This window comes from Ruegeria sp. BG11, assembly GCF_056538565.1.
In genome coordinates this window covers 1-18044 of sequence record NZ_JBQFTH010000001.1, presented here as the reverse complement: position 1 = coordinate 18044, position 18044 = coordinate 1, and the positions used below count along the sequence as shown (strand labels likewise).

The following is an 18044-nucleotide window of genomic DNA, read 5'->3' as shown; positions in this document are numbered from 1 at the left end:
CCTCTCCAGTATCGGAACTGCAACCGGAATTGTAAGGCCGGACCAAGGGTGATATCGCATGGAAAAACCTCAAGATAGCGACAAGGGAGACGCGGAGATGCGGCGTAAACTGGCGGCTGGAAACTGGAAAATGAACGGAACCAGCGCGGCGCTGAGCGAGTTGGATGCATTGGCCGCGAAACACCCCTCGCCCAGCGTTGATGTGCTGATTTGTCCCCCCGCCACGCTGTTGCACCGGGCCGCCGAGCGCACCGAAGGCACAGGCGTCGCCGTCGGTGGACAGGATTGCCACGCCGCACCCTCGGGTGCGCATACCGGCGATACCAGCGCCGAGATGCTGAAAGACGCCGGAGCCACTGCCGTGATTCTGGGGCATTCCGAACGGCGCGAGGACCATGGCGAACAGAACGAAGATGTGCGCGCCAAGGCCAACGCCGTGATGGAGGCTGGCCTCCAGGCGATCATCTGCGTCGGCGAAAGCCTTGAGCAGCGTGAGGCCGCCAACACATTGGACATCATCGGAGGTCAGATGTCGGGGTCGATCCCGGACCGCTCCACCGGTGAGAACCTGATTGTCGCCTACGAACCGATCTGGGCCATCGGCACCGGCAAGGTACCGACTTTGGATGAGATCGGAGAGGTCCATGACTTCATCCGCGCCCGGCTTGAGCGCCGCTTTGGCGAGGGCGTCGGGCGCTCGGTGCGTCTGCTCTATGGTGGTTCGGTCAAACCGTCCAACGCGGCCGAGATTTTCGGCGTGTCCAATGTGGATGGCGCGTTGGTCGGTGGGGCCAGCCTGAAAGCGGCCGATTTCTCAGGCATCGTTGAAGCGCTGGAAACCGCCTAAGGGCCCTCAGGCCAGTTTCATTGTAATTAGGCCCGCGACAATCAGAACTGCCGCGCAGATACGCGTGGCGGTCACGGCTTCACCCAAAAACATGATGCCAACCAGAAACGCGCCCACCGCGCCAATGCCCGTCCAGATCACATAAGCCGTCCCCAGAGGCAGGGTTCTCATCGCGAGCGCCAGCAACGCGAAGGACCCGATCATTGACACGCCCATCACAGCCGTGGGCCACAGCCGCGTGAAACCGGCTGATTGCTTCATGGCAACGGCCCAGACAATTTCCAGCAGGCCGGCAAGTAAAAGAAAAATCCAGGACATCGAGGACCCTTTTTAGATTTTCGGGTCGTCCCGAGTGATCACCCTTGGTGGGGAGGTCGTCCTCTGACGCTCTAGTTAGGTACTCCGCACCCGTCTTCAAGGCACAAAAAAACCGGGCGAGAAAACTCGCCCGGTTCACACTCGTTTATCACCCTAGTTGGTTATGATTTCCGGCCCCATGAAGGTGTTGGGCAGGAAGGTCGATATCCACGGGATATACGTCACCATTATCAGGAAGACGAACAGCACAGCCAGGAACGGCAGCGCGGCCTTCACAACGCCCATCATCGGCATCCCGGCAACGCCCGAGGTCACGAACAGGTTCAGCCCGACCGGAGGTGTGATCATCCCGATCTCCATGTTGACCACCATGATGATGCCCAGATGGATCGGATCGATGCCCAACTCGATCGCAATTGGGAACACCAGAGGCGCCACGATCACCAGCAGACCCGAGGGCTCCATGAACTGACCGCCGATCAGCAAAATCACGTTCACCACGATCAGGAAGGTCACCGGACCCAGCCCAGCGGACAGCATGGCGCTGGCGATATGTTGCGGCACTTGTTCATCCGTCAGCACGTGCTTGAGGATCAGCGCGTTGGCGATCACGAACAACAGCGTGACGGTCAGCTTGCCGGCCTCGAACAGCGTGTGCTTGGTATCAGGGTGGAAGAAAGCCGTGAGCAACGCATAGGGCTTTTTCAGCAGCGACAGGTTCTGCGTGCCTTCCTCAGTGCTGAGCGGCCCCATATCCTTGTAGACAAAGCTGGCGATGAAAAAGGCATAGACAGCAGCCACCGCAGCGGCCTCGGTCGGGGTGAAGATGCCCCCATAAATACCGCCGAGGATGATCACGATCAGGAACAGGCCCCAACCGGCCTCGCGGGCGGAGACAAAGATCTCACCCCAACCCTTCCAACCGCCCTTGGGCAGGTTCTTGACCTTGGCCATGACGTAAATGGTGATCATCAGCATCAAACCAGCCATCAGGCCAGGGATGACCCCCGCAAGGAACATACGCCCGACCGAGACCTCAACGGCGGCCGCATAGACAACCATCACAATCGACGGCGGGATCAGGATACCCAGCGTACCGGCGTTACAGATCACACCAGCGGCGAATTCCTTGGAATAGCCAACTTGACGCATCCCTGCGATGACGATTGAGCCGATGGCCACAACTGTTGCAGGGGAAGACCCCGAAAGCGCAGCAAACAACATACATGCAAACACGCCTGCAATCGCCAGACCACCCGGAAGGTGCCCCACACAGGCAATCGAGAACCGGATGATCCGCCGCGCGACCCCTCCGGTCGTCATGAAGGACGAGGCGAGGATAAAGAACGGGATCGCCAGCAGGGTGAAGTGCCCCTCGAACGCCTCAAACAGCGTGCCTGCAACCGAAGCTAGTGAGCTGTCTGAGTATATCAGCAGGAACAGGGTCGAGCTGAGGCCAAGTGCCACCGCAATCGGAACCCCGATCAGCAGCAGGCCGATGACCATGGAAAAAAGAAGTACAACGTCCATTAGTCATGCTCTCCTTGCTGCGCACGAACCTCTTCGATCTCGTCCTCAACCTCGTGACTGGCGACCAGACGGTCCGCCTCACCCCGCCAGATCTGCACAGCGACCTGCGCAAAGCGGATCACCAGCAGCAACATCGACAGCGGTAGGATGAAGTAAGGAACAACTTTGGGCAGCTTTTCGTAATATTCGCCGTAGTTGATCAAGTCCTCGAGAAAGCGGAAAGGCGCGATTATCGGGATATCGTCAACCTCGTAAAAGCTCTGACTGCGCGCGTCGAAGTTCAGACCCGTGGGAAACCAGCGTCCCGAGGTTGGCGGCAGATCCGCGAAGACAGCCCAATAGTCATATGACCCCTTCAGCAACAGCAGCGAAAACGCCAGACAACAGGCTACCGAGATCAGCGCTAGAATCCGACGCGGCGCAGGGGCCAGCATGTTCAGGATGGCATCAACGCCCAGATGGGCGTGTTTCTTGACGGCGTAGGACGCCCCCAAAAGCACCAGCCATCCAAACAGGAAGACCGTAAGCTCAAGCGCCCACAGGATATTCGAGTTGAAGAAGAACCGCGCGATCACGTTGGCAAAGGTCACGGCCGTCATCAGGCCAAGCAACACCGCGATCAGGGTTTCTTCGATATGGTCGACCAGCCCAGTCGGGCCGGATTTCGCACCAGACATCTATCTGTCCCCACATTTTTTATGATGATGAGAGTGTTGGGGCGGGCCTTTGTTTGGCCCGCCCGGCCTGCGCGCAGATTACTCCCCAGTCCCCAGCGCGCGGCCTGAACCGGGATCAGAACCCAGCGTTAATGGCCTGAGCGGCGTCGATCTTGTCCTGACCGACGTCATCCGCGAACTGGTCCCAAACCGGTTTCATTGTGTCGACCCAGGCCTGACGCTGTTCGGGCGTCAGCTGACGAATGATGCCACCCGCTTCGGTGATCGAGGCCTTGGCGGCTTCGTTCACGGCAAAGGCTTCTTTGTTACGGGTCTCGGTGACCTCAGCCAGAATGGTCAGGAATTGGTCACGCACTTCGGGGTCGAGGCTGTCCAGCCAGTCCACCGAGGTCACGACCAGATAGTCGATGATGCCATGGTTGGTCTCGGTGATGCCGTCCTGCACCTCAAAGAACTTCTTGCCGTAGATGTTGGACCAGGTGTTCTCCTGCCCGTCGACAACGCCCTGTTGCAGCGCGCCATAGACTTCAGAGAACGCCATTTTCTGCGGGCTGCCACCGATGGCTTCCATCTGCGCGACCAGCACGTCCGAGGACTGCACGCGGAATTTCAGACCATCTGCATCGGCAGGCGTTTCCAGCGGTTTGTTCGCCGACATCTGCTTCATGCCATTGTGCCAGAACGCCAGCCCTTGCAGACCGCGGCGTTGCATGCTGTCCTTCATTGCCTGACCGGCATCCGAGGCCTGGAAGGCATCTACTGCGTCAATGTTCTTGAACATGAACGGCAGGTCGAAGAGGCGGAACTGCTTGGTGAACTTTTCGAACTTGGACAGCGAGGGTGCGGCCAGCTGGACGTCGCCCTGAAGCATCGCCTCAAGAACCTTGTCATCATTGTAGAGCGTCGAGTTCGGATAGACCTCCATGCACATAACGCCCTGCATCTCGTCATTGACGCGCTGTTCCAGCAGCGAGGCAGCGATACCTTTGGGGTGCTTGTCTGTGTTCGTCACATGCGCGAACTTTACGACGATCTCACCATCGTCACACGCAGCCATGCCCGCCGTCGCCGTTACCGTCAAAGCCAGCGCTGTGGCTGCTGTTGTTAGGAATTTCATCTGTTTTCCTCCCAGACTTCCTCGAATTGTCTCATCGGCCCCATCTCGGCACCGTATGGACGGCAGTGAACAGACTGCTTCACGGTGAAACAACAATTTGTAACAGACTTTGGGATGTCAGGATTTATCTTTTTAAAACAGCGTATTAAAACCTAAATTTAAAACACGGAATTTGACCATGATCGCACATGTGCGAAATCCCGCACATCTCTCTACGACGCTGTGCGGAATCCCGCACAGTTTTTCGAATCACCCCCGAATCGCTCTAGCACCACCCGCAGTCCGCCTTGGCGGACTGCTTGGCCCAACAGCTTTAACCGCATGCAAATGCGGGTAAAGCTGGCGGGAGGGCCTCCTATCGCCGGTAATCCTCGGGCCGAATCTGATACCGCGCCAGTTTGTCGTAGAACGTTTTGCGCGGCAGCTTCAGCGCCTTCGCCGCGTCCGAGGCCTTGCCGTTGTGCCGCCCCAACGCAGCGATCAGCAACGATCGTTCCACCCGTGCCATCTGCTCGTTCAAGCCCAGATCCGTCGCCTGTGCAACCTCCTCGGGCATTCCCAAAACAAACCGCATGGCCGACGACATCAAAGAGCGCGCATTGCCCGGCCAATCGCCGGCCATCAACGCCGCAAGATGCTCGGACGACACGTCTGGTTCAGGAATCCCTGCCTGCTCGGCGGCCTGCGCGACATAGTGACGAAAGAGCGTCGGAATATCCTCGGGACGCTCCGCCAGAGATGGAATACGCACCCGCATCACATCCAGACGGTAGTAGAGATCGGCGTTGAATCGACCCTCTGCAGAGATCGCAGACAGGTCCGAGGTCGTGCCCGCAATAATCCGCGCCCCTGCGCCGCGCTCAATCATTTCCAGCGCTTCATACTGAGTAGCCTGCGGCATCACCGATATCTCGTCCAGAAACAGGGATCCGCCCTTGGCATCTTCGCAGGCTTGGGCGAATTCCTGAACGCTCAATCCGGCCGCCGCGCGTTTGACGAACGGTCCCTGCCCAACGGGCGACATCAGATGAACAACCTCGGCGACTTTGGAAATCCCGCTGCCCGCCGGACCGGTAACAAGAACCTCGGCCCCGGTCGGAGCGACGTTACGCACCCGCTCACGCAAGGTCTCGGCCAGAGGCGAAAGGCCGAACAAAAGTCGCGCCGCAGGGTCTCCGCGTTCCAGCTCGGATTTCAACGCCCGCTGCTGAATGATATGCGTACGGACATCAAACGCCTTGTCGAGAACCGCCAGAAGGTCCGCCGCGGCACAGGGTTTCTCCAGAAAGTCGAAGGCCCCCTGCCCCATGGCCTGAACCGCCATCGGAATGTCACCCTCACCCGTCAGCAAAACCACCGGCAACTCCGGGTCGATTTCTTGCGCGTAGCTGAGCAGATGAAACCCATCCCGCCCCGGCATCCGGATGTCTGAGAGGATGACACCCGGAAAATCAGCTCGAATGTGGTCTTTGGCCGCCACAAAAGACCCCGCCGCAATCGGTTGATACTCGGCCAGTTCGAGGGTCTGGGCCAGCGCCTCGCGCACCGCAGCGTCGTCATCCACCAACAAAACGACCCGAGTCATGCAGCCTGTTCCTTCTCGCAGGGCTCCAGTTCGACTGTGAACTCTGCCCCTTCTTCCGTGTTGATCCCACGGATGTTGCCCCCGAAGCTCTGGACCAGACCGTATGAGATCGAAAGCCCAAGCCCCATCCCTTCGGATGAGCCAACAGCCTTGGTCGAATAAAACGGCTCGAACAGCTTTTCCGTGTTCTCGATCCCCGGCCCGATGTCCCGCACAATAACCGATAGCTTTTCACCCGGATGAATCGCGATCTGAATGCGGCGGTCTTCTTGTTGGCTCATTGCATCGGCTGCGTTGTTGATCAAGTTCACAAAAACCTGCACCAACCGAACCTCGCCCCCCCAGACAAAGACAGGATGTTCGGGCGCGAACCAGTCCAGCGAGACACTTTCGGAACGCAGCCGTGCTTCGGTCAACTCGACCGCAGCGTTCAGAACCTGCACCAGATCCACGCGCCCCATCGGTTCGCTTTCATTGCGGGCAAATGCGCGTAGGTTCTTGATGATCCGCGCCATACGTGCTGCCATCTGAGAAATTCGACCCAGATTTTCCGCGGCCTTCTCGGATTTCCCTCTCTCCATGAAAGCTGAGCCATTGTCGGCAAACTGCTGGATCGCCATCAATGGCTGGTTCAATTCATGGCTGATCCCGGCGGACATCTGTCCGAGTGCACTTAGCTTACCAGCTTGCACAAGATCGGCCTGCGCGCGCTTCAGGGCGGCTTCGGCCTCCTGCCGCTCTGTGATCTCGCGGCGCAGCGCGGCGTTTGCTTTCGTCAGATCCTTGGTGCGTTTTGCCACACGGGTTTCCAAGACGGCATTCGCCTCTGTCAGTGTGCGCCTACGCTCGGTCGCCAGAAACAGCAACGCGCCGAAAGCCAAACAGAGGGCTGCAACTGTCGCGGCCTGCAAGCCGGCCAATCGCCGGGCCGGAGCAACATCCATCAAGACCTCTCCGGTCATACCGATCACTGGCAATTCCTTGACAAGATGCAAAGCCCGACGCGGCAGATACGGACTCCAATCCAACGTCCAGAGTTCATATGGCCCCAAACGCCGCGCCTGGAAAGAGACGGTCCGGCCATTCGGAGGAGTCAAACCAACCTCCTCACCCATTCGTTGCCACATCAGCAATTCCAACCGGTTCGAAATGAAGACCAGACCGGAATGGTCAACAAAGAACACCGCTTCGGTGCTGCCACGCCAAGTTTGTTCGATATCCTCAACGTCGGCAATCACGATCAAAGCCCCGATCACCGCTCCGCTCTTATCGAAATCGGGTGCAGCATAGGTGAATATGCGTCTACCAGCTGCTGGCAGGATACCATGTGCACTTCCTAGTGCCCCTTGCATGGCGCGTGTGAATGCCGGATTGTCTTGGACTGAGACGGCGACGCCTTCATGTGCAGAGGCCAGAACCGTCCCTGACCGGTCGGCATAAAGAACATCGACTGCCGCCGTTTTATCCGCGACCTCCAACAGCAAAGCCTGCGCGGTGGCCCGACCGGATAGCGTATTGAGATCTTCAAGCACAGGGTGGCTGGCCATCAGCACCGCAAGTTCCTGATAGACCTGCAATTGCGTGGTCAAGCGATCCGCCGCCAGATCCAGATCCGCCTCGGCCTTTTCGCTGAGTTGAAATACAGCCTGCCGGTAGCCATAGGACCATACAGCCGAAGACAAAACTCCGACCATCAATAGAAATCCGGCAATTAGCAAAATGCGCTGCATGTCTTACGGTCTTGCATTGGCGGCGCCTTATGGCAAGTCTGCACAACTTCCAAAAAGCTTCGTGCCAGACTGCATCCCGCCGCAAAGACGAAATAAATCAGCCTCCGGGCGGGTGAAAAATTCTGCAAAACCGCGCTAGCGCGCGATGCCTCCGGCGGGGATATTTAGGGCCAGATGAAGCATCGAATCCTTTATTCATCTGGCTAAAAATATCTCGGGGGAGTCGCCCCTTCAAGGGTGGCGGGCGCAGCGCCCCCAGTCTCTTGTTAGCCATCGACCAAAGCACTTAGAGGCAGCATCGTGGTCGACTTAATCTCTTCCATAGATAAGAGAGCGGTTACGTTATGAACACGCACCTCTGAGATCAGCTGTTGGTAGAACTGATCATAGGCTCGGGCATTCTTGACTCTTACTTTCAGGATATAGTCGATGTCCCCTGCCAGCCGATGTGCCTCTTGGACTTCAGGTTGATCACGCAGGGCCTTCAGGAACTTGCGCTGCCATTCGGCCTCATGCTCTGAGGTCCGGATCAAGACGAAGAACGTGGCCTCGAAACCAAGCGCTTCGGCATCAAGCAAAACGGTCTGTTGACCGATGATACCGGCCCCCTTCAACTTGCGGATTCGATTCCAAACAGGCGTCTTGGAACTGCCGACCTGCGCCGCTATTTCGTCCAGAGATTGGCTGGCATCGCGCTGCAGCTCAGCCAGAATTTTCCGATCTGTGTCGTCTATTCGCACCGACATTCTAATTTTCCTTACGTTTCGAAACCAGCGTTCCGAATTTTAAAATAAGAAGAACGCATGTTCTTATTTGGCGCGACATATGGCGCTATACCGGGAATATTTCCTATATATCAGGACAAGTCAAACCAACTGGAACTGAAGATGACGCAGTCGGAGTCACAAAAGAACCTGGGCCACGTCGATTTTGTCGGCGCAGGACCGGGTGATCCGGATTTGCTCACGCTCAAGGCCGTCAAGGCCTTTGAGCGGGCCGATGTCGTGCTGCATGATCGCCTGATCAGCGCAGAGGTTCTGAAACTGGCTGGTCAGTCCGCCATTCTGGTCGATGTTGGCAAGGCCGGTTTCGGGCCTTCGTGGAAACAGGAAGACATCGACGCGCTGCTTGTTTCTCACTCCCTTAAGGGTCAACGTATTGTGCGTTTGAAATCGGGCGACCCGACTGTGTTCGGGCGTCTGGAAGAAGAGATTGAGGCGGTCGCGGCAGCAGGTATCCCGTGGCAGATCGTGCCGGGTATCACTGCGGCCTCTGCCGCCGTGGCCGGGATCGGTCAAAGCCTGACGCGTCGTGGTCGCAACTCCTCAGTTCGGTTTCTGACCGGTCACGACATGAAAGGGTTTGCGGATCACGATTGGGCGGCCCTTGCGCGTGAGGGATCAGTTGCGGCGGTCTATATGGGCAAGAAATCAGCACGCTTCATTCAGGGGCGCCTGATCATGCACGGCGCCGACCGCCAGACGCCTGTGACGCTGATCGAGAACGCCACGCGCCCCGACCAGCGCATTCTGGAAACCAATCTGGATCGTTTGCCAAAGGATCTGGCTGCTGCCGAGATGGACGGCCCAGCCCTTATGTTTTATGGCCTCGCTCCGCGCCTAGCGGCCCTGGCCTTGACCGAATTCGAAAAGGAGCATGCCTGATGGCCCGTGCTTTTACCCCTAAAGTCGTCACTGCCAACGATCTGCTCGAAGGTGACGTGATCTATCAAACCGAAGATGACCGCTGGTCGCGTGAACTGTCCGAGGCCGAGCTGATCACCGATGAGGCCCATGCGCAGGTCCGTTTGCTGGACGCCGCGCGTCAGGCGAACAAGATCGTCGGCGCATATCTGGCCGATGCCGTAGCCGATGAAAACGGCCCCGAACCCACCCATTTCCGCGAGGAGTTCCGCCGCACAGGACCTTCGAATTATGCCCATGGCAAGCAGGAAACACAGTCGCAGCCCCGGGCCTGACCTCCGGCCCCTTTCTCCCCATTAAGGCCCCAAGGTTTCGGGGCTGCATTTAAGGACAGCTACACATGTATCGCTACTCCGAATTTGACACAGCATTTCTGGCCGAGCGTAACCGTCAGTTCCGCGCACAGGTCGAACGCCGCATCGACGGGTCACTGACCGAGGATGAATTCAAGCCGCTGCGCCTGATGAACGGCCTGTATCTGCAGCTGCACGCCTATATGTTGCGGGTTGCCATTCCCTACGGCACGCTCTCCAGCGCACAGATGCGCCAACTGGCACTTCTGGCCGAGAAATGGGACAAGGGCTATGGCCATTTCACCACCCGTCAGAACATCCAGTACAACTGGCCGAAACTGAAAGACGTGCCGGATATGCTGGACGCGCTGGCCGAAGTTGGCATGCACGCCATTCAGACCTCGGGCAACACGATCCGTAACGTGACAGCCGACCACTTTGCCGGTGCTGCCGCGGATGAAATCGCTGACCCACGCCCATATGCCGAACTGCTGCGCCAGTGGTCGACTGACCACCCGGAATTCCAGTTCATGCCGCGTAAGTTCAAGATCGCCATCACGGGCTCGGAAAACGACCGCGCCGTGATCAAAGCGCACGATATCGGCCTTCAACTGGTTGAGCGTGACGGCGTTCTGGGCGCTCGCGTGATCGTAGGTGGCGGTCTGGGCCGTACACCCATGATCGGTAAGGAACTGTCTGAGTTCGTCGCCTTTGACGACCTGCTGGCCTATCTTGAGGCTACCGTTTCCGTGTGGAACCAGATCGGTCGCCGTGACAACAAATACAAAGCACGGATCAAGATCACCGTGCACGAGCATGGCATCGACGCCATCCGCGCCAAAGTCAACGAGCGCTTCTTGCAGGTACGCCCGCAGTTCAAAGGCGCCGACATGGCGCTGCTGGAAGAGATCAAGGGTCATTTTGCAGCGCCAGACTTCCGCGAAGCTTCGGTTGCGTCGTTTGAGTCCGCCTACACCAACGATCCGGTCTTCCGGTCGTGGGTCGACACCAACATCGCGCCGCACAAGAACGCGGACCACGCGATCGTCACGATCTCGATCAAGAAGCACGGGAAAACGCCGGGCGATGCAACCGCCGAGCAGATGCGTGTGATGGCCGATCTGGCCGAAGAGTTCGCCTATGACGAACTGCGCATCAGCCATGAGCAGAACGTGATCCTGCCGCATGTCCACAAATCGGACCTGCCCGCGATCCACGCCAAGTTGAAAGAGCACGAGCTGGCCACAGCCAATATCGGCCTGATCAGCGACATCATCGCCTGCCCCGGCATGGACTATTGCGCGCTCGCCACGGCCCGCTCGATCCCGGTTGCGGAACAGATCGCGACCCGCTTTGACGAGTTAAAGCTGGAGCATGATATCGGCCACCTGAAGATCAAGATCTCGGGCTGCATCAACGCCTGTGGTCACCACCATGTCGGCCATATCGGCATCTTGGGTCTGGATCGTGCGGGTGTCGAAAACTACCAGATCACTCTGGGCGGCGACGGCACCGAGACCGCGGCTATTGGCGACCGCACAGGCCCGGGCTTTGCCTATGATGAGATCGTTCCCGCCGTCGAGCGCATCGTCGACGCTTATCTGAACCAGCGGGAGAGCGCTGAAGAAACCTTCCTGGAAACCTACCGCCGCGTCGGTATGGCGCCCTTCAAGGCTGCACTCTACCCCGAGGCACAGGCCAATGCCGCTTGACCTGATCCAGACGGAACTGGGTAAAGACCGCGCTGAACTGACCGAAAAGGTCAACGCGCTGAATGCCCGGTTCCGCCATCACTCGGCGCATGATGTCATGCACGGGGCGATTGAGGAAATCGACGATCTGGCTCTGGTCTCAAGCTTTGGGGCCGAGTCGGTTGTGCTGTTGCACATGGCTGCTGTTGTCGACCAGATGACGCCGGTTCTGTTCGTTGACACCATGATGTTGTTTGCGGAAACGCTTGAATATCAACAGGACGTCAGCGAGCGCCTCGGCCTGAAGAACGTTAAAATCATCCGTGCCGAGGATGAGGACATCCAGCGTGACGACCCCTATGGCGCGCTGCGTCTGCGGGATACGGATGCGTGCTGTAACCTGCGCAAGACCTTTCCGCTGCAACAGGCCCTGACCGGCTATTGCGGTTGGATCACCGGTCGCAAGCGGTTTCAGGCCGGCACCCGCGCCACGCTCGAGTTCTTTGAGGTCGAGGACGGCACTGGCCGGATCAAGGTCAACCCGCTGGCCCATTGGGCGCCCGAAGACGTGCGCGCCTATATGGATGAAAACAACCTGCCCCGCCATCCGCTGGTGGCCAAAGGCTATCCCTCCATCGGTTGTGCGCCCTGCACCTCGCCGGTCAAGGAAGGCGAAGACCCCCGCGCCGGACGTTGGCGCGACCAGAACAAAGAAGAATGCGGCATCCATTTCGTCGATGGCAAAATGGTGCGCGCCGGAGAGAAAACATGAACGTAATTGTATCGGATGAGGGGTTCTCCCCCGATGATTGGACAGACGGCTTTGTCACGCTTGAGGACGCGGCCAATGATGTTGTGGCGCTTGATGTGGCCTCGGACACCGACCCCGATGAGCTAGTCGAGCGTCTTGGCAACGCCCAGATGGTGCGGGTGGATTTCCCGTCCTCGGCGGATGGTCGCGGTTTCACTATTGCCCGCGTGCTACGCCTGAAAGGCTATACGGGCCGTTTGCGCGCCAAAGGGCACGTTCTGGCTGATCAATACGCCATGGCCCGCCGCAGCGGCTTTGACGAGGTCGAGATCGACGACGCCCTCGCCTCTCGCCAGCCCGAAGATCAGTGGTTGGCTCGCGCCAACTGGGAAGAAAACAACTATCAGGCTCGCCTGCGGGGCTGACCCCACATCGCCAGCTTGTGACGCTTAGGGGGCATTTCGCCCCTTTTCCTGACTTGGATCAAAGATTAAACGGAGATGTCGGTTTAGCAGACCGATAGCGAAACGATGACAGAGATGAAGCCCGTGAGTGAAGCAACCGCCGTAAAGGCCCCCGTTCTGCCGGACGCCCAGACCGTGACCGAGGTCAAACACTGGACCGACAGCCTGTTCTCGTTCCGGGTGTCGCGCCCTGCGACGCTGCGCTTCCGCTCGGGTGAGTTCGTGATGATCGGCCTGATGGGCGATCCTGATCCCAAAACCGGTCGGCAGAAACCGCTGTTGCGCGCCTATTCGATTGCATCTCCGTCCTGGGACGAAGAACTGGAGTTCTATTCGATCAAGGTACAGGATGGCCCGCTGACCTCGAAGCTGCAGCACATCCAGCCCGGCGATCAAATCATCCTGCGACCCAAGCCCGTGGGCACGCTGGTGCATGACGCCCTGCTGCCCGGCAAACGCCTGTGGTTCTTCGCCACCGGCACCGGCTTTGCCCCCTTCGCCTCGCTGCTGCGCGAGCCACAGACTTATGAGGACTATGACGAGGTGATCATCACCCATACCTGCCGCGAAGTGGCTGAGCTGGAATATGGTCGCCAACTGATCGAGAACATCCGTCAGGACGAAATGCTGGCCGAGCTGATGGGTGAAGGCTTTGCCGACAAGATTCGTTACTACCCAACAACGACTCGGGAAGAGAGCCCAAAGATGGGCCGCATCACCAACCTGCTTAAGGACGGCACCGTGTTTGCCGATCTGGGGATCGAAGGCGGCATCAAACCGGAAACCGACCGAGCGATGGTCTGCGGTTCGCTGGCGTTCAACCTGGACATCAAGGAAATCCTCGAGGAATTCGGCCTGCGCGAAGGTGCAAACTCCGAGCCAAAAGAGTTCGTGATCGAAAAAGCATTTGTCGGCTGATCAACCTGTTTGGCCGGGTCCATCGGGTTCCGGCCAGCGGTTTCCTGTGTTCAATCGTGGGAAATTCCAGTCTTTAAGCCTTTATGCTGCTTGAAACACTGCGCGCACCCGTCTAAATTCCCACCTCGAAATTCTGCAATAATCAAAGGAATGAACCCATAGCTCGCAGACCCCACAACGCGCCGCCGCAGAGAGACACTGGCCCGCGCGTCAATGAAAAGATACGTGCCCCCGAAATCCGCCTGATTGGTGCCGAAGGTGAAAATGTCGGGGTGGTTCATCCCGCCAAAGCCATGCAACTTGCCGCCGATGCCGGCCTTGACCTGGTCGAGATCTCGCCCAATGCGAACCCGCCGGTCTGCAAGATCATGGATTTTGGCAAGTTCAAGTACGAACAGCAGAAGCGCGAAAGCGAAGCCCGCAAGAAACAAAAGATCATCGAGGTGAAAGAGGTCAAATTCCGACCCAACACCGACACGCATGACTATGAAGTCAAAATGAAGAACGTCTATAAGTTTCTGGAAAAGGGCGACAAAGTCAAAGTCACCTTGCGCTTCCGTGGCCGTGAGATGGCGCACCAGAACCTTGGTCGCGAATTGCTTGAACGCGTCGCCGAAGACATCAAGGACCTGGGCAAGGTTGAAAATATGCCCAAGATGGAAGGCCGTCAGATGATCATGATGATCGGTCCGCTGCCGCAGAAGTAACTCGGCCTATCACCGCAAATTCCCAAGCCCCTTCGATCTCCGAAGGGGCTTATTTCATCCTGGCTTTCGGCTGCGCATCCAATGGGCCGCATCCCGCACGTCGAAAACCGACGAGATGACATCGACAATCAACAGCAGCCACAGGTACCGAACATAGTTGGGGTTGAGCGTTTCTGCAGCGCTCAGAAGTCCCACCACTACAATCACCAGCGGAACCCAGCACAGGAGATGCGGAAGGGCCATCGCCCCGCTCATCCCGCGCGCGGCCATCATGATCGGCAGGTTCAACGCCATTCCCGTGATCGCAAGAGCGGCAATCAATACCCCCTGCGGCTGGTCTAGAAAGAACAGCGGCATCAGGTTGACCGGAACCAAAATCACGGCCACCCAGATTTGCACCCAAAGGGGTAACGCTCGGAAACTATGCCAAATATCCTGCGCCATGGCCGCGCCCTCTTTTCATTTCGCGTCAAACCTACTGAATTTGGTTGGGGCAAAAAGGGCTGTCACGGGATTGTCAGATCGCGGCGGCGATCGCCCGGCCCAGCTTAGCGACAAGTTCGTCTATCTGCTCCTCTTCGATGATGAATGGTGGAGCCAGAAGGATGTGATCTCCGGCCTTGCCGTCGCGCGTCCCCGACATCGGATAACAGATTAACCCCTCGGCCATCGCAGCCTTTTTGATCTTTGCAGCCACCCCCAACTTCGGATCGAACGAAGTTTTGCTTTCGCGATCCGCGACCAGTTCAATCCCGCGAAACAGGCCCCGGCCTCGGATATCGCCCACATGAGCGTGCTGCCCAAAAGCCGCTTCCAGCGCTGACTGAAGTTTAGCCCCCATCACACTGGCTCGCGCGGGCAGGTCTCGGCTGGTCAACTCACGAACCACCGCCAAGGCCGCAGCCGTCGCCACCGGATGGCCAATGTAGGTATGACCATGCTGGAAAAAGCCCGAGCCGTGTTGGATCGCATCATAGATTTTATCCGTGCAGAGCATGGCTCCAATCGGTTGATAGCCAGCCCCCAACCCTTTGGCGATGCACAGAATATCCGGCGCGACGCCATCGTGATCGCAAGCAAACAGATGCCCGGTTCGGCCCATCCCGCACATCACTTCATCGAGGATCAACAGAACCCCGTATTGGTCACAAATCTCGCGAATGCGCTTGAAATACCCCTCGACCGCTGGGACGGCACCGAGAGTTGCCCCGACTACTGGTTCCGCCATGAACGCCATGACGGTCTCCGCTCCAAGTCGCAGGATCTCCTGCTCCAACTCATTCGCGACGCGTTGACCGTAGTCAAAGCTGCTCTCATCCGCGGGCTTTTCCGCGTATTCATAACACGCCGCGATATGGGTCATCTCGATCAGCAATGGCGAGAATTGCGCCCGCCGCCAAGAATTGCCGCCCGCAGACAATGCACCCAGAGTATTTCCGTGATAGCTTTGACGACGCGCGATCAAATGGCGACGTTCAGGCTGACCAATCTCAAGGAAATACTGGCGCGCCAGTTTGATCGCCGCCTCGGTCGCCTCGGAGCCGCCGGACACGAAATACACTCGCTCCAAATCGCCCGGAGCATGCTGGATCAGCAGATCGGCCAGCTCTTCTGCCGGTTCCGAGGTCATGAAACCGCTATGTGCAAAGGCGATCTGTTCAACCTGCTGCTGAACAGCTTCGATCACAGCGCGATTAGAATGCCCCAAGCAAGACACGGCCGCATCGCCACAATCCAGATAGCGTTTGCCGTCGGCATCAATCAGGTAACACCCGTCGCCGCCTGCGGCGATAGGCAACTCGGCTTTGGTATGGCGCGGAAACACATGGCTCATTCTTGTTCTCCCTTGATCAACGACACGAGTGCTGCAACTGACGCTGGATTGTTCGGCCAGGTCTGGCCTGAGGAGTCCGTCAGGCTGTTCTCAAACCCGACGCGTACATCCCCGCCCTGCCGCGTGGCCTTCAGCAAACACGCATGTTCCTTTGCCCCAAACGCGCAGAGCATCCACGGACCACCCTCTAGCGGAAACTGATCCAAGTCTTCGGGCGCGGATTCCTGCCCCGTCGCATACCGGCCCAAAACAAACAGGCGATCGACCTGCCCGGCCCTCACAACGCCCTCAGCCTGTAATCGCGCCAACAAAGCCGCGTCCTCAGCATCGTAAAGGATATGTTGAACGCGCGTCCCCTGATCATGGCACAGGCCGTAGACCCAATCCGCTATCTCCGCGACTTCTCGTACAGAGATCGAGGCCCAAGTGGGTCGCACCTGCCGCAAGCATTCGAATTGAGCCTCTGCATCATAGACCCCCGCGGCCTCGGTCGTGATCTGCACCTCCAGACCCGGCAACTGCTGGCGCAACTCGCCCAGGGCTTCACGATACAGCCCCGCATCCAAAGAGTGCCGCCCCTCCGAATCCCGGACATGCAGATGCAGCCCGTCCGCTCCGGCCGCGTGGCAGTCATGCGCGGTTTGAAGGGTTTCCCGCAAGCTCACCGGCAGCTGAGGATGATCCGCATGCCCGCGCCGCGCCCCATTGGGGGCAACAAGCACATAGGGTTTTCCTGCTTCGGACGTCATGAAACTCTCCGTTCTGTATGGGTTCGATCTACGCCCATACAGTTCGTTTTCAATTGGTTATCTTAAAAACATATGTTTTCTTCTGTTTTATGACCGACGCCCTAAGCCCTCTGATCTCTGCCCTCCGGCAAACAATCGACCAAATGCCGCCGCAACAACAGGCGGCAGCCAAATATGTGATAGACCATCCGGGCGACTTTGGCCTCGACCCGATCCGCATGACCGCGACGAAGATCGGTGTCAGCTCAAACGTTCTTGTTCGGCTCGCCCAACGGATGGGCTTTGATAGCTTCAACGCTTTCCGCAACCCCTTTCGACATGCCCTGGTCACGGATGGCGAGACCCGCTTGGATCAGAATTGGTTGAGCGAGGAGCGAACAGACCCTTCGTTCGACACCGCTCAGGCGGGGTTTGCACGCAATGAAATGAACGTCGTGGCAAGATCCCTACGTTTGATGGATCCGGAGAAAACAAGCGCCGTGATCCAGCTTATCTTAAACGCTAACCGCTGCTTCATAACAGCGACGCGCGCAAGTTATGCGCTCGCTCATTACTTCCACTATGCGGGCCGCATGGCCCATCCGGGTTTGCAACTGATCCCGCGTCACATGGGGTCCGCAACTGACGATCTGCTGGATGCGGGGCCGGATGATTGTCTGCTGGCCATAACTGTTCGACCCTATTCGTCCGAGACGATCCGAACCATGCGCTTCGCCGCGGACCGAGGTTTGAAGATCATCCTGATCTCGGACAGCGATATGATCGCACCCGGTATTCGACCTGACCTGAGTCTGCAAATCAGCACGCGATCGATGCACCACTTCTCCAGCTTTTCCGGAGCGATGGCCGTTCTGGAATGCCTGCTCAGCCACCTCTTTGCAGCCGGTGGAGAAAACGCTCTGCGCCGCGTGGAAGACTATGAGAAAACACGCGAAGACACCGGCGCCTATTGGCAGCCTGCAAAGCTCCCAAAAGTTAGAAAAACATAGCAAAAGCCCCGGGGTTTTGCCCGGGGCTTTTGGGTTTGTTGTTTCTGTGTTTACGAGCAGTCTTGGACGGCGCGTTTAGTCATCACCCCAACCAAATGCGCGCGGTAGTCTTTGCTGCCATGCAGGTCGGCGATCATGTTC

At 58.1% G+C, this 18044-nt stretch carries 19 protein-coding genes and 1 pseudogene; 9 read left to right on the top strand and 11 right to left on the bottom strand.

Annotated features, from left to right (window positions below):
• Nucleotides 1–97 precede the first annotated feature (97 nt).
• Entirely contained in the window at nt 98–847 is a 750-nt protein-coding gene (gene tpiA / locus ACR0JF_RS00100) for a triose-phosphate isomerase (protein ID WP_170659770.1), read from the top strand.
• 6 nt (nt 848–853) lie between these two features.
• Here tpiA and ACR0JF_RS00095 read toward each other — a convergent pair whose 3' ends face one another.
• The 7 genes from ACR0JF_RS00095 to ACR0JF_RS00065 all read right to left on the bottom strand — a co-directional run bounded on the left by ACR0JF_RS00095 (nt 854) and on the right by ACR0JF_RS00065 (nt 8550).
• Complete coding sequence (locus tag ACR0JF_RS00095; RefSeq protein WP_170373583.1) at nt 854–1165, bottom strand: DMT family transporter; 312 nt, start codon at nt 1163–1165, stop codon at nt 854–856.
• A gap of 153 nt (nt 1166–1318) precedes the next feature.
• On the bottom strand, nt 1319–2695 hold the full coding sequence (locus ACR0JF_RS00090) for a TRAP transporter large permease (protein ID WP_170659453.1): 1377 nt from the start codon (nt 2693–2695) through the stop codon (nt 1319–1321).
• Complete coding sequence (locus tag ACR0JF_RS00085; protein WP_170659452.1) at nt 2695–3372, bottom strand: TRAP transporter small permease; 678 nt, start codon at nt 3370–3372, stop codon at nt 2695–2697. Before ACR0JF_RS00085 ends, ACR0JF_RS00090 begins: the two co-directional genes overlap by 1 nt.
• Before the next feature lie 115 nt (nt 3373–3487).
• A complete protein-coding gene (locus ACR0JF_RS00080; protein WP_170641417.1) occupies nt 3488–4489 on the bottom strand; it encodes a DctP family TRAP transporter solute-binding subunit in 1002 nt (333 codons plus the stop codon).
• 355 nt (nt 4490–4844) lie between these two features.
• Nucleotides 4845–6074 carry a sigma-54-dependent transcriptional regulator gene (locus ACR0JF_RS00075; RefSeq protein ID WP_170373579.1) on the bottom strand — a complete coding sequence of 410 codons (1230 nt, stop codon included), beginning with the start codon at nt 6072–6074 and terminating at the stop codon, nt 4845–4847.
• Nucleotides 6071–7804 carry an ATP-binding protein gene (locus ACR0JF_RS00070; RefSeq protein ID WP_170659451.1) on the bottom strand — a complete coding sequence of 578 codons (1734 nt, stop codon included), beginning with the start codon at nt 7802–7804 and terminating at the stop codon, nt 6071–6073. The genes ACR0JF_RS00075 and ACR0JF_RS00070 overlap by 4 nt, the downstream gene beginning before the upstream one ends.
• 266 nt (nt 7805–8070) lie before the next feature.
• On the bottom strand, nt 8071–8550 hold the full coding sequence (locus ACR0JF_RS00065; protein ID WP_170659450.1) for an Lrp/AsnC family transcriptional regulator: 480 nt from the start codon (nt 8548–8550) through the stop codon (nt 8071–8073).
• Between the two features lie 141 nt (nt 8551–8691).
• On the opposite strand from ACR0JF_RS00065, the gene cobA reads away from it, so the two are divergent.
• The 7 genes from cobA to infC all read left to right on the top strand — a co-directional run bounded on the left by cobA (nt 8692) and on the right by infC (nt 14331).
• Entirely contained in the window at nt 8692–9468 is a 777-nt protein-coding gene (gene cobA / locus ACR0JF_RS00060) for a uroporphyrinogen-III C-methyltransferase (RefSeq protein WP_170659449.1), read from the top strand.
• Nucleotides 9468–9782: a DUF2849 domain-containing protein gene (locus tag ACR0JF_RS00055; RefSeq protein ID WP_170659448.1), complete on the top strand. Its 315-nt coding sequence runs from the start codon at nt 9468–9470 to the stop codon at nt 9780–9782. The genes cobA and ACR0JF_RS00055 overlap by 1 nt, the downstream gene beginning before the upstream one ends.
• Before the next feature lie 65 nt (nt 9783–9847).
• Nucleotides 9848–11512 carry a nitrite/sulfite reductase gene (locus ACR0JF_RS00050; protein ID WP_170659447.1) on the top strand — a complete coding sequence of 555 codons (1665 nt, stop codon included), beginning with the start codon at nt 9848–9850 and terminating at the stop codon, nt 11510–11512.
• Nucleotides 11502–12263, top strand: coding sequence for a phosphoadenylyl-sulfate reductase (locus ACR0JF_RS00045; RefSeq protein ID WP_170659446.1), 762 nt, complete (start codon nt 11502–11504; stop codon nt 12261–12263). Before ACR0JF_RS00050 ends, ACR0JF_RS00045 begins: the two co-directional genes overlap by 11 nt.
• The gene (locus ACR0JF_RS00040) at nt 12260–12667 is read left to right on the top strand and encodes a DUF934 domain-containing protein (RefSeq protein ID WP_170373572.1); all 408 of its coding nucleotides are present in this window, start codon (nt 12260–12262) and stop codon (nt 12665–12667) included. The genes ACR0JF_RS00045 and ACR0JF_RS00040 overlap by 4 nt, the downstream gene beginning before the upstream one ends.
• Before the next feature lie 105 nt (nt 12668–12772).
• Entirely contained in the window at nt 12773–13624 is an 852-nt protein-coding gene (locus ACR0JF_RS00035; protein ID WP_170487349.1) for a ferredoxin--NADP reductase, read from the top strand.
• Nucleotides 13625–13740: 116 nt separating this feature from the next.
• Nucleotides 13741–14331 (top strand): translation initiation factor IF-3, encoded by a 591-nt coding sequence (gene infC, locus ACR0JF_RS00030; protein WP_480668897.1) that lies wholly within the window; start codon nt 13741–13743, stop codon nt 14329–14331.
• A gap of 54 nt (nt 14332–14385) precedes the next feature.
• On the opposite strand, the gene ACR0JF_RS00025 is transcribed toward infC, so the two are convergent.
• The 3 genes from ACR0JF_RS00025 to ACR0JF_RS00015 all read right to left on the bottom strand — a co-directional run bounded on the left by ACR0JF_RS00025 (nt 14386) and on the right by ACR0JF_RS00015 (nt 16914).
• Nucleotides 14386–14775 carry a hypothetical protein gene (locus ACR0JF_RS00025; protein ID WP_170659445.1) on the bottom strand — a complete coding sequence of 130 codons (390 nt, stop codon included), beginning with the start codon at nt 14773–14775 and terminating at the stop codon, nt 14386–14388.
• A 73-nt stretch (nt 14776–14848) separates the two neighbouring features.
• On the bottom strand, nt 14849–16165 hold the full coding sequence (locus ACR0JF_RS00020) for an aspartate aminotransferase family protein (RefSeq protein WP_170659444.1): 1317 nt from the start codon (nt 16163–16165) through the stop codon (nt 14849–14851).
• Nucleotides 16162–16914: a beta-keto acid cleavage family enzyme gene (locus tag ACR0JF_RS00015; protein WP_170659443.1), complete on the bottom strand. Its 753-nt coding sequence runs from the start codon at nt 16912–16914 to the stop codon at nt 16162–16164. Before ACR0JF_RS00015 ends, ACR0JF_RS00020 begins: the two co-directional genes overlap by 4 nt.
• Before the next feature lie 89 nt (nt 16915–17003).
• On the opposite strand from ACR0JF_RS00015, the gene ACR0JF_RS00010 reads away from it, so the two are divergent.
• On the top strand, nt 17004–17903 hold the full coding sequence (locus ACR0JF_RS00010) for a MurR/RpiR family transcriptional regulator (RefSeq protein WP_170659442.1): 900 nt from the start codon (nt 17004–17006) through the stop codon (nt 17901–17903).
• A gap of 50 nt (nt 17904–17953) precedes the next feature.
• On the opposite strand, the pseudogene ACR0JF_RS00005 reads toward ACR0JF_RS00010, so the two are convergent.
• Nucleotides 17954–18044 (bottom strand): annotated as a pseudogene (locus ACR0JF_RS00005) (FAD binding domain-containing protein); the annotation flags it as partial.

Bases quoted from the DNA above. Each gene is read 5' to 3' on its own strand.
- tpiA (WP_170659770.1), top strand. From the start codon at position 98: ATGCGGCGTAAACTGGCGGCTGGAAACTGGAAAATGAACGGAACCAGC.
- ACR0JF_RS00095 (WP_170373583.1), bottom strand. From the start codon at position 1,165: ATGTCCTGGATTTTTCTTTTACTTGCCGGCCTGCTGGAAATTGTCTGG.
- ACR0JF_RS00090 (WP_170659453.1), bottom strand. From the start codon at position 2,695: ATGGACGTTGTACTTCTTTTTTCCATGGTCATCGGCCTGCTGCTGATC.
- ACR0JF_RS00085 (WP_170659452.1), bottom strand. From the start codon at position 3,372: ATGTCTGGTGCGAAATCCGGCCCGACTGGGCTGGTCGACCATATCGAA.
- ACR0JF_RS00080 (WP_170641417.1), bottom strand. From the start codon at position 4,489: ATGAAATTCCTAACAACAGCAGCCACAGCGCTGGCTTTGACGGTAACG.
- ACR0JF_RS00075 (WP_170373579.1), bottom strand. From the start codon at position 6,074: ATGACTCGGGTCGTTTTGTTGGTGGATGACGACGCTGCGGTGCGCGAG.
- ACR0JF_RS00070 (WP_170659451.1), bottom strand. From the start codon at position 7,804: ATGCAGCGCATTTTGCTAATTGCCGGATTTCTATTGATGGTCGGAGTT.
- ACR0JF_RS00065 (WP_170659450.1), bottom strand. From the start codon at position 8,550: ATGTCGGTGCGAATAGACGACACAGATCGGAAAATTCTGGCTGAGCTG.
- cobA (WP_170659449.1), top strand. From the start codon at position 8,692: ATGACGCAGTCGGAGTCACAAAAGAACCTGGGCCACGTCGATTTTGTC.
- ACR0JF_RS00055 (WP_170659448.1), top strand. From the start codon at position 9,468: ATGGCCCGTGCTTTTACCCCTAAAGTCGTCACTGCCAACGATCTGCTC.
- ACR0JF_RS00050 (WP_170659447.1), top strand. From the start codon at position 9,848: ATGTATCGCTACTCCGAATTTGACACAGCATTTCTGGCCGAGCGTAAC.
- ACR0JF_RS00045 (WP_170659446.1), top strand. From the start codon at position 11,502: ATGCCGCTTGACCTGATCCAGACGGAACTGGGTAAAGACCGCGCTGAA.
- ACR0JF_RS00040 (WP_170373572.1), top strand. From the start codon at position 12,260: ATGAACGTAATTGTATCGGATGAGGGGTTCTCCCCCGATGATTGGACA.
- ACR0JF_RS00035 (WP_170487349.1), top strand. From the start codon at position 12,773: ATGACAGAGATGAAGCCCGTGAGTGAAGCAACCGCCGTAAAGGCCCCC.
- ACR0JF_RS00025 (WP_170659445.1), bottom strand. From the start codon at position 14,775: ATGGCGCAGGATATTTGGCATAGTTTCCGAGCGTTACCCCTTTGGGTG.
- ACR0JF_RS00020 (WP_170659444.1), bottom strand. From the start codon at position 16,165: ATGAGCCATGTGTTTCCGCGCCATACCAAAGCCGAGTTGCCTATCGCC.
- ACR0JF_RS00015 (WP_170659443.1), bottom strand. From the start codon at position 16,914: ATGACGTCCGAAGCAGGAAAACCCTATGTGCTTGTTGCCCCCAATGGG.
- ACR0JF_RS00010 (WP_170659442.1), top strand. From the start codon at position 17,004: ATGACCGACGCCCTAAGCCCTCTGATCTCTGCCCTCCGGCAAACAATC.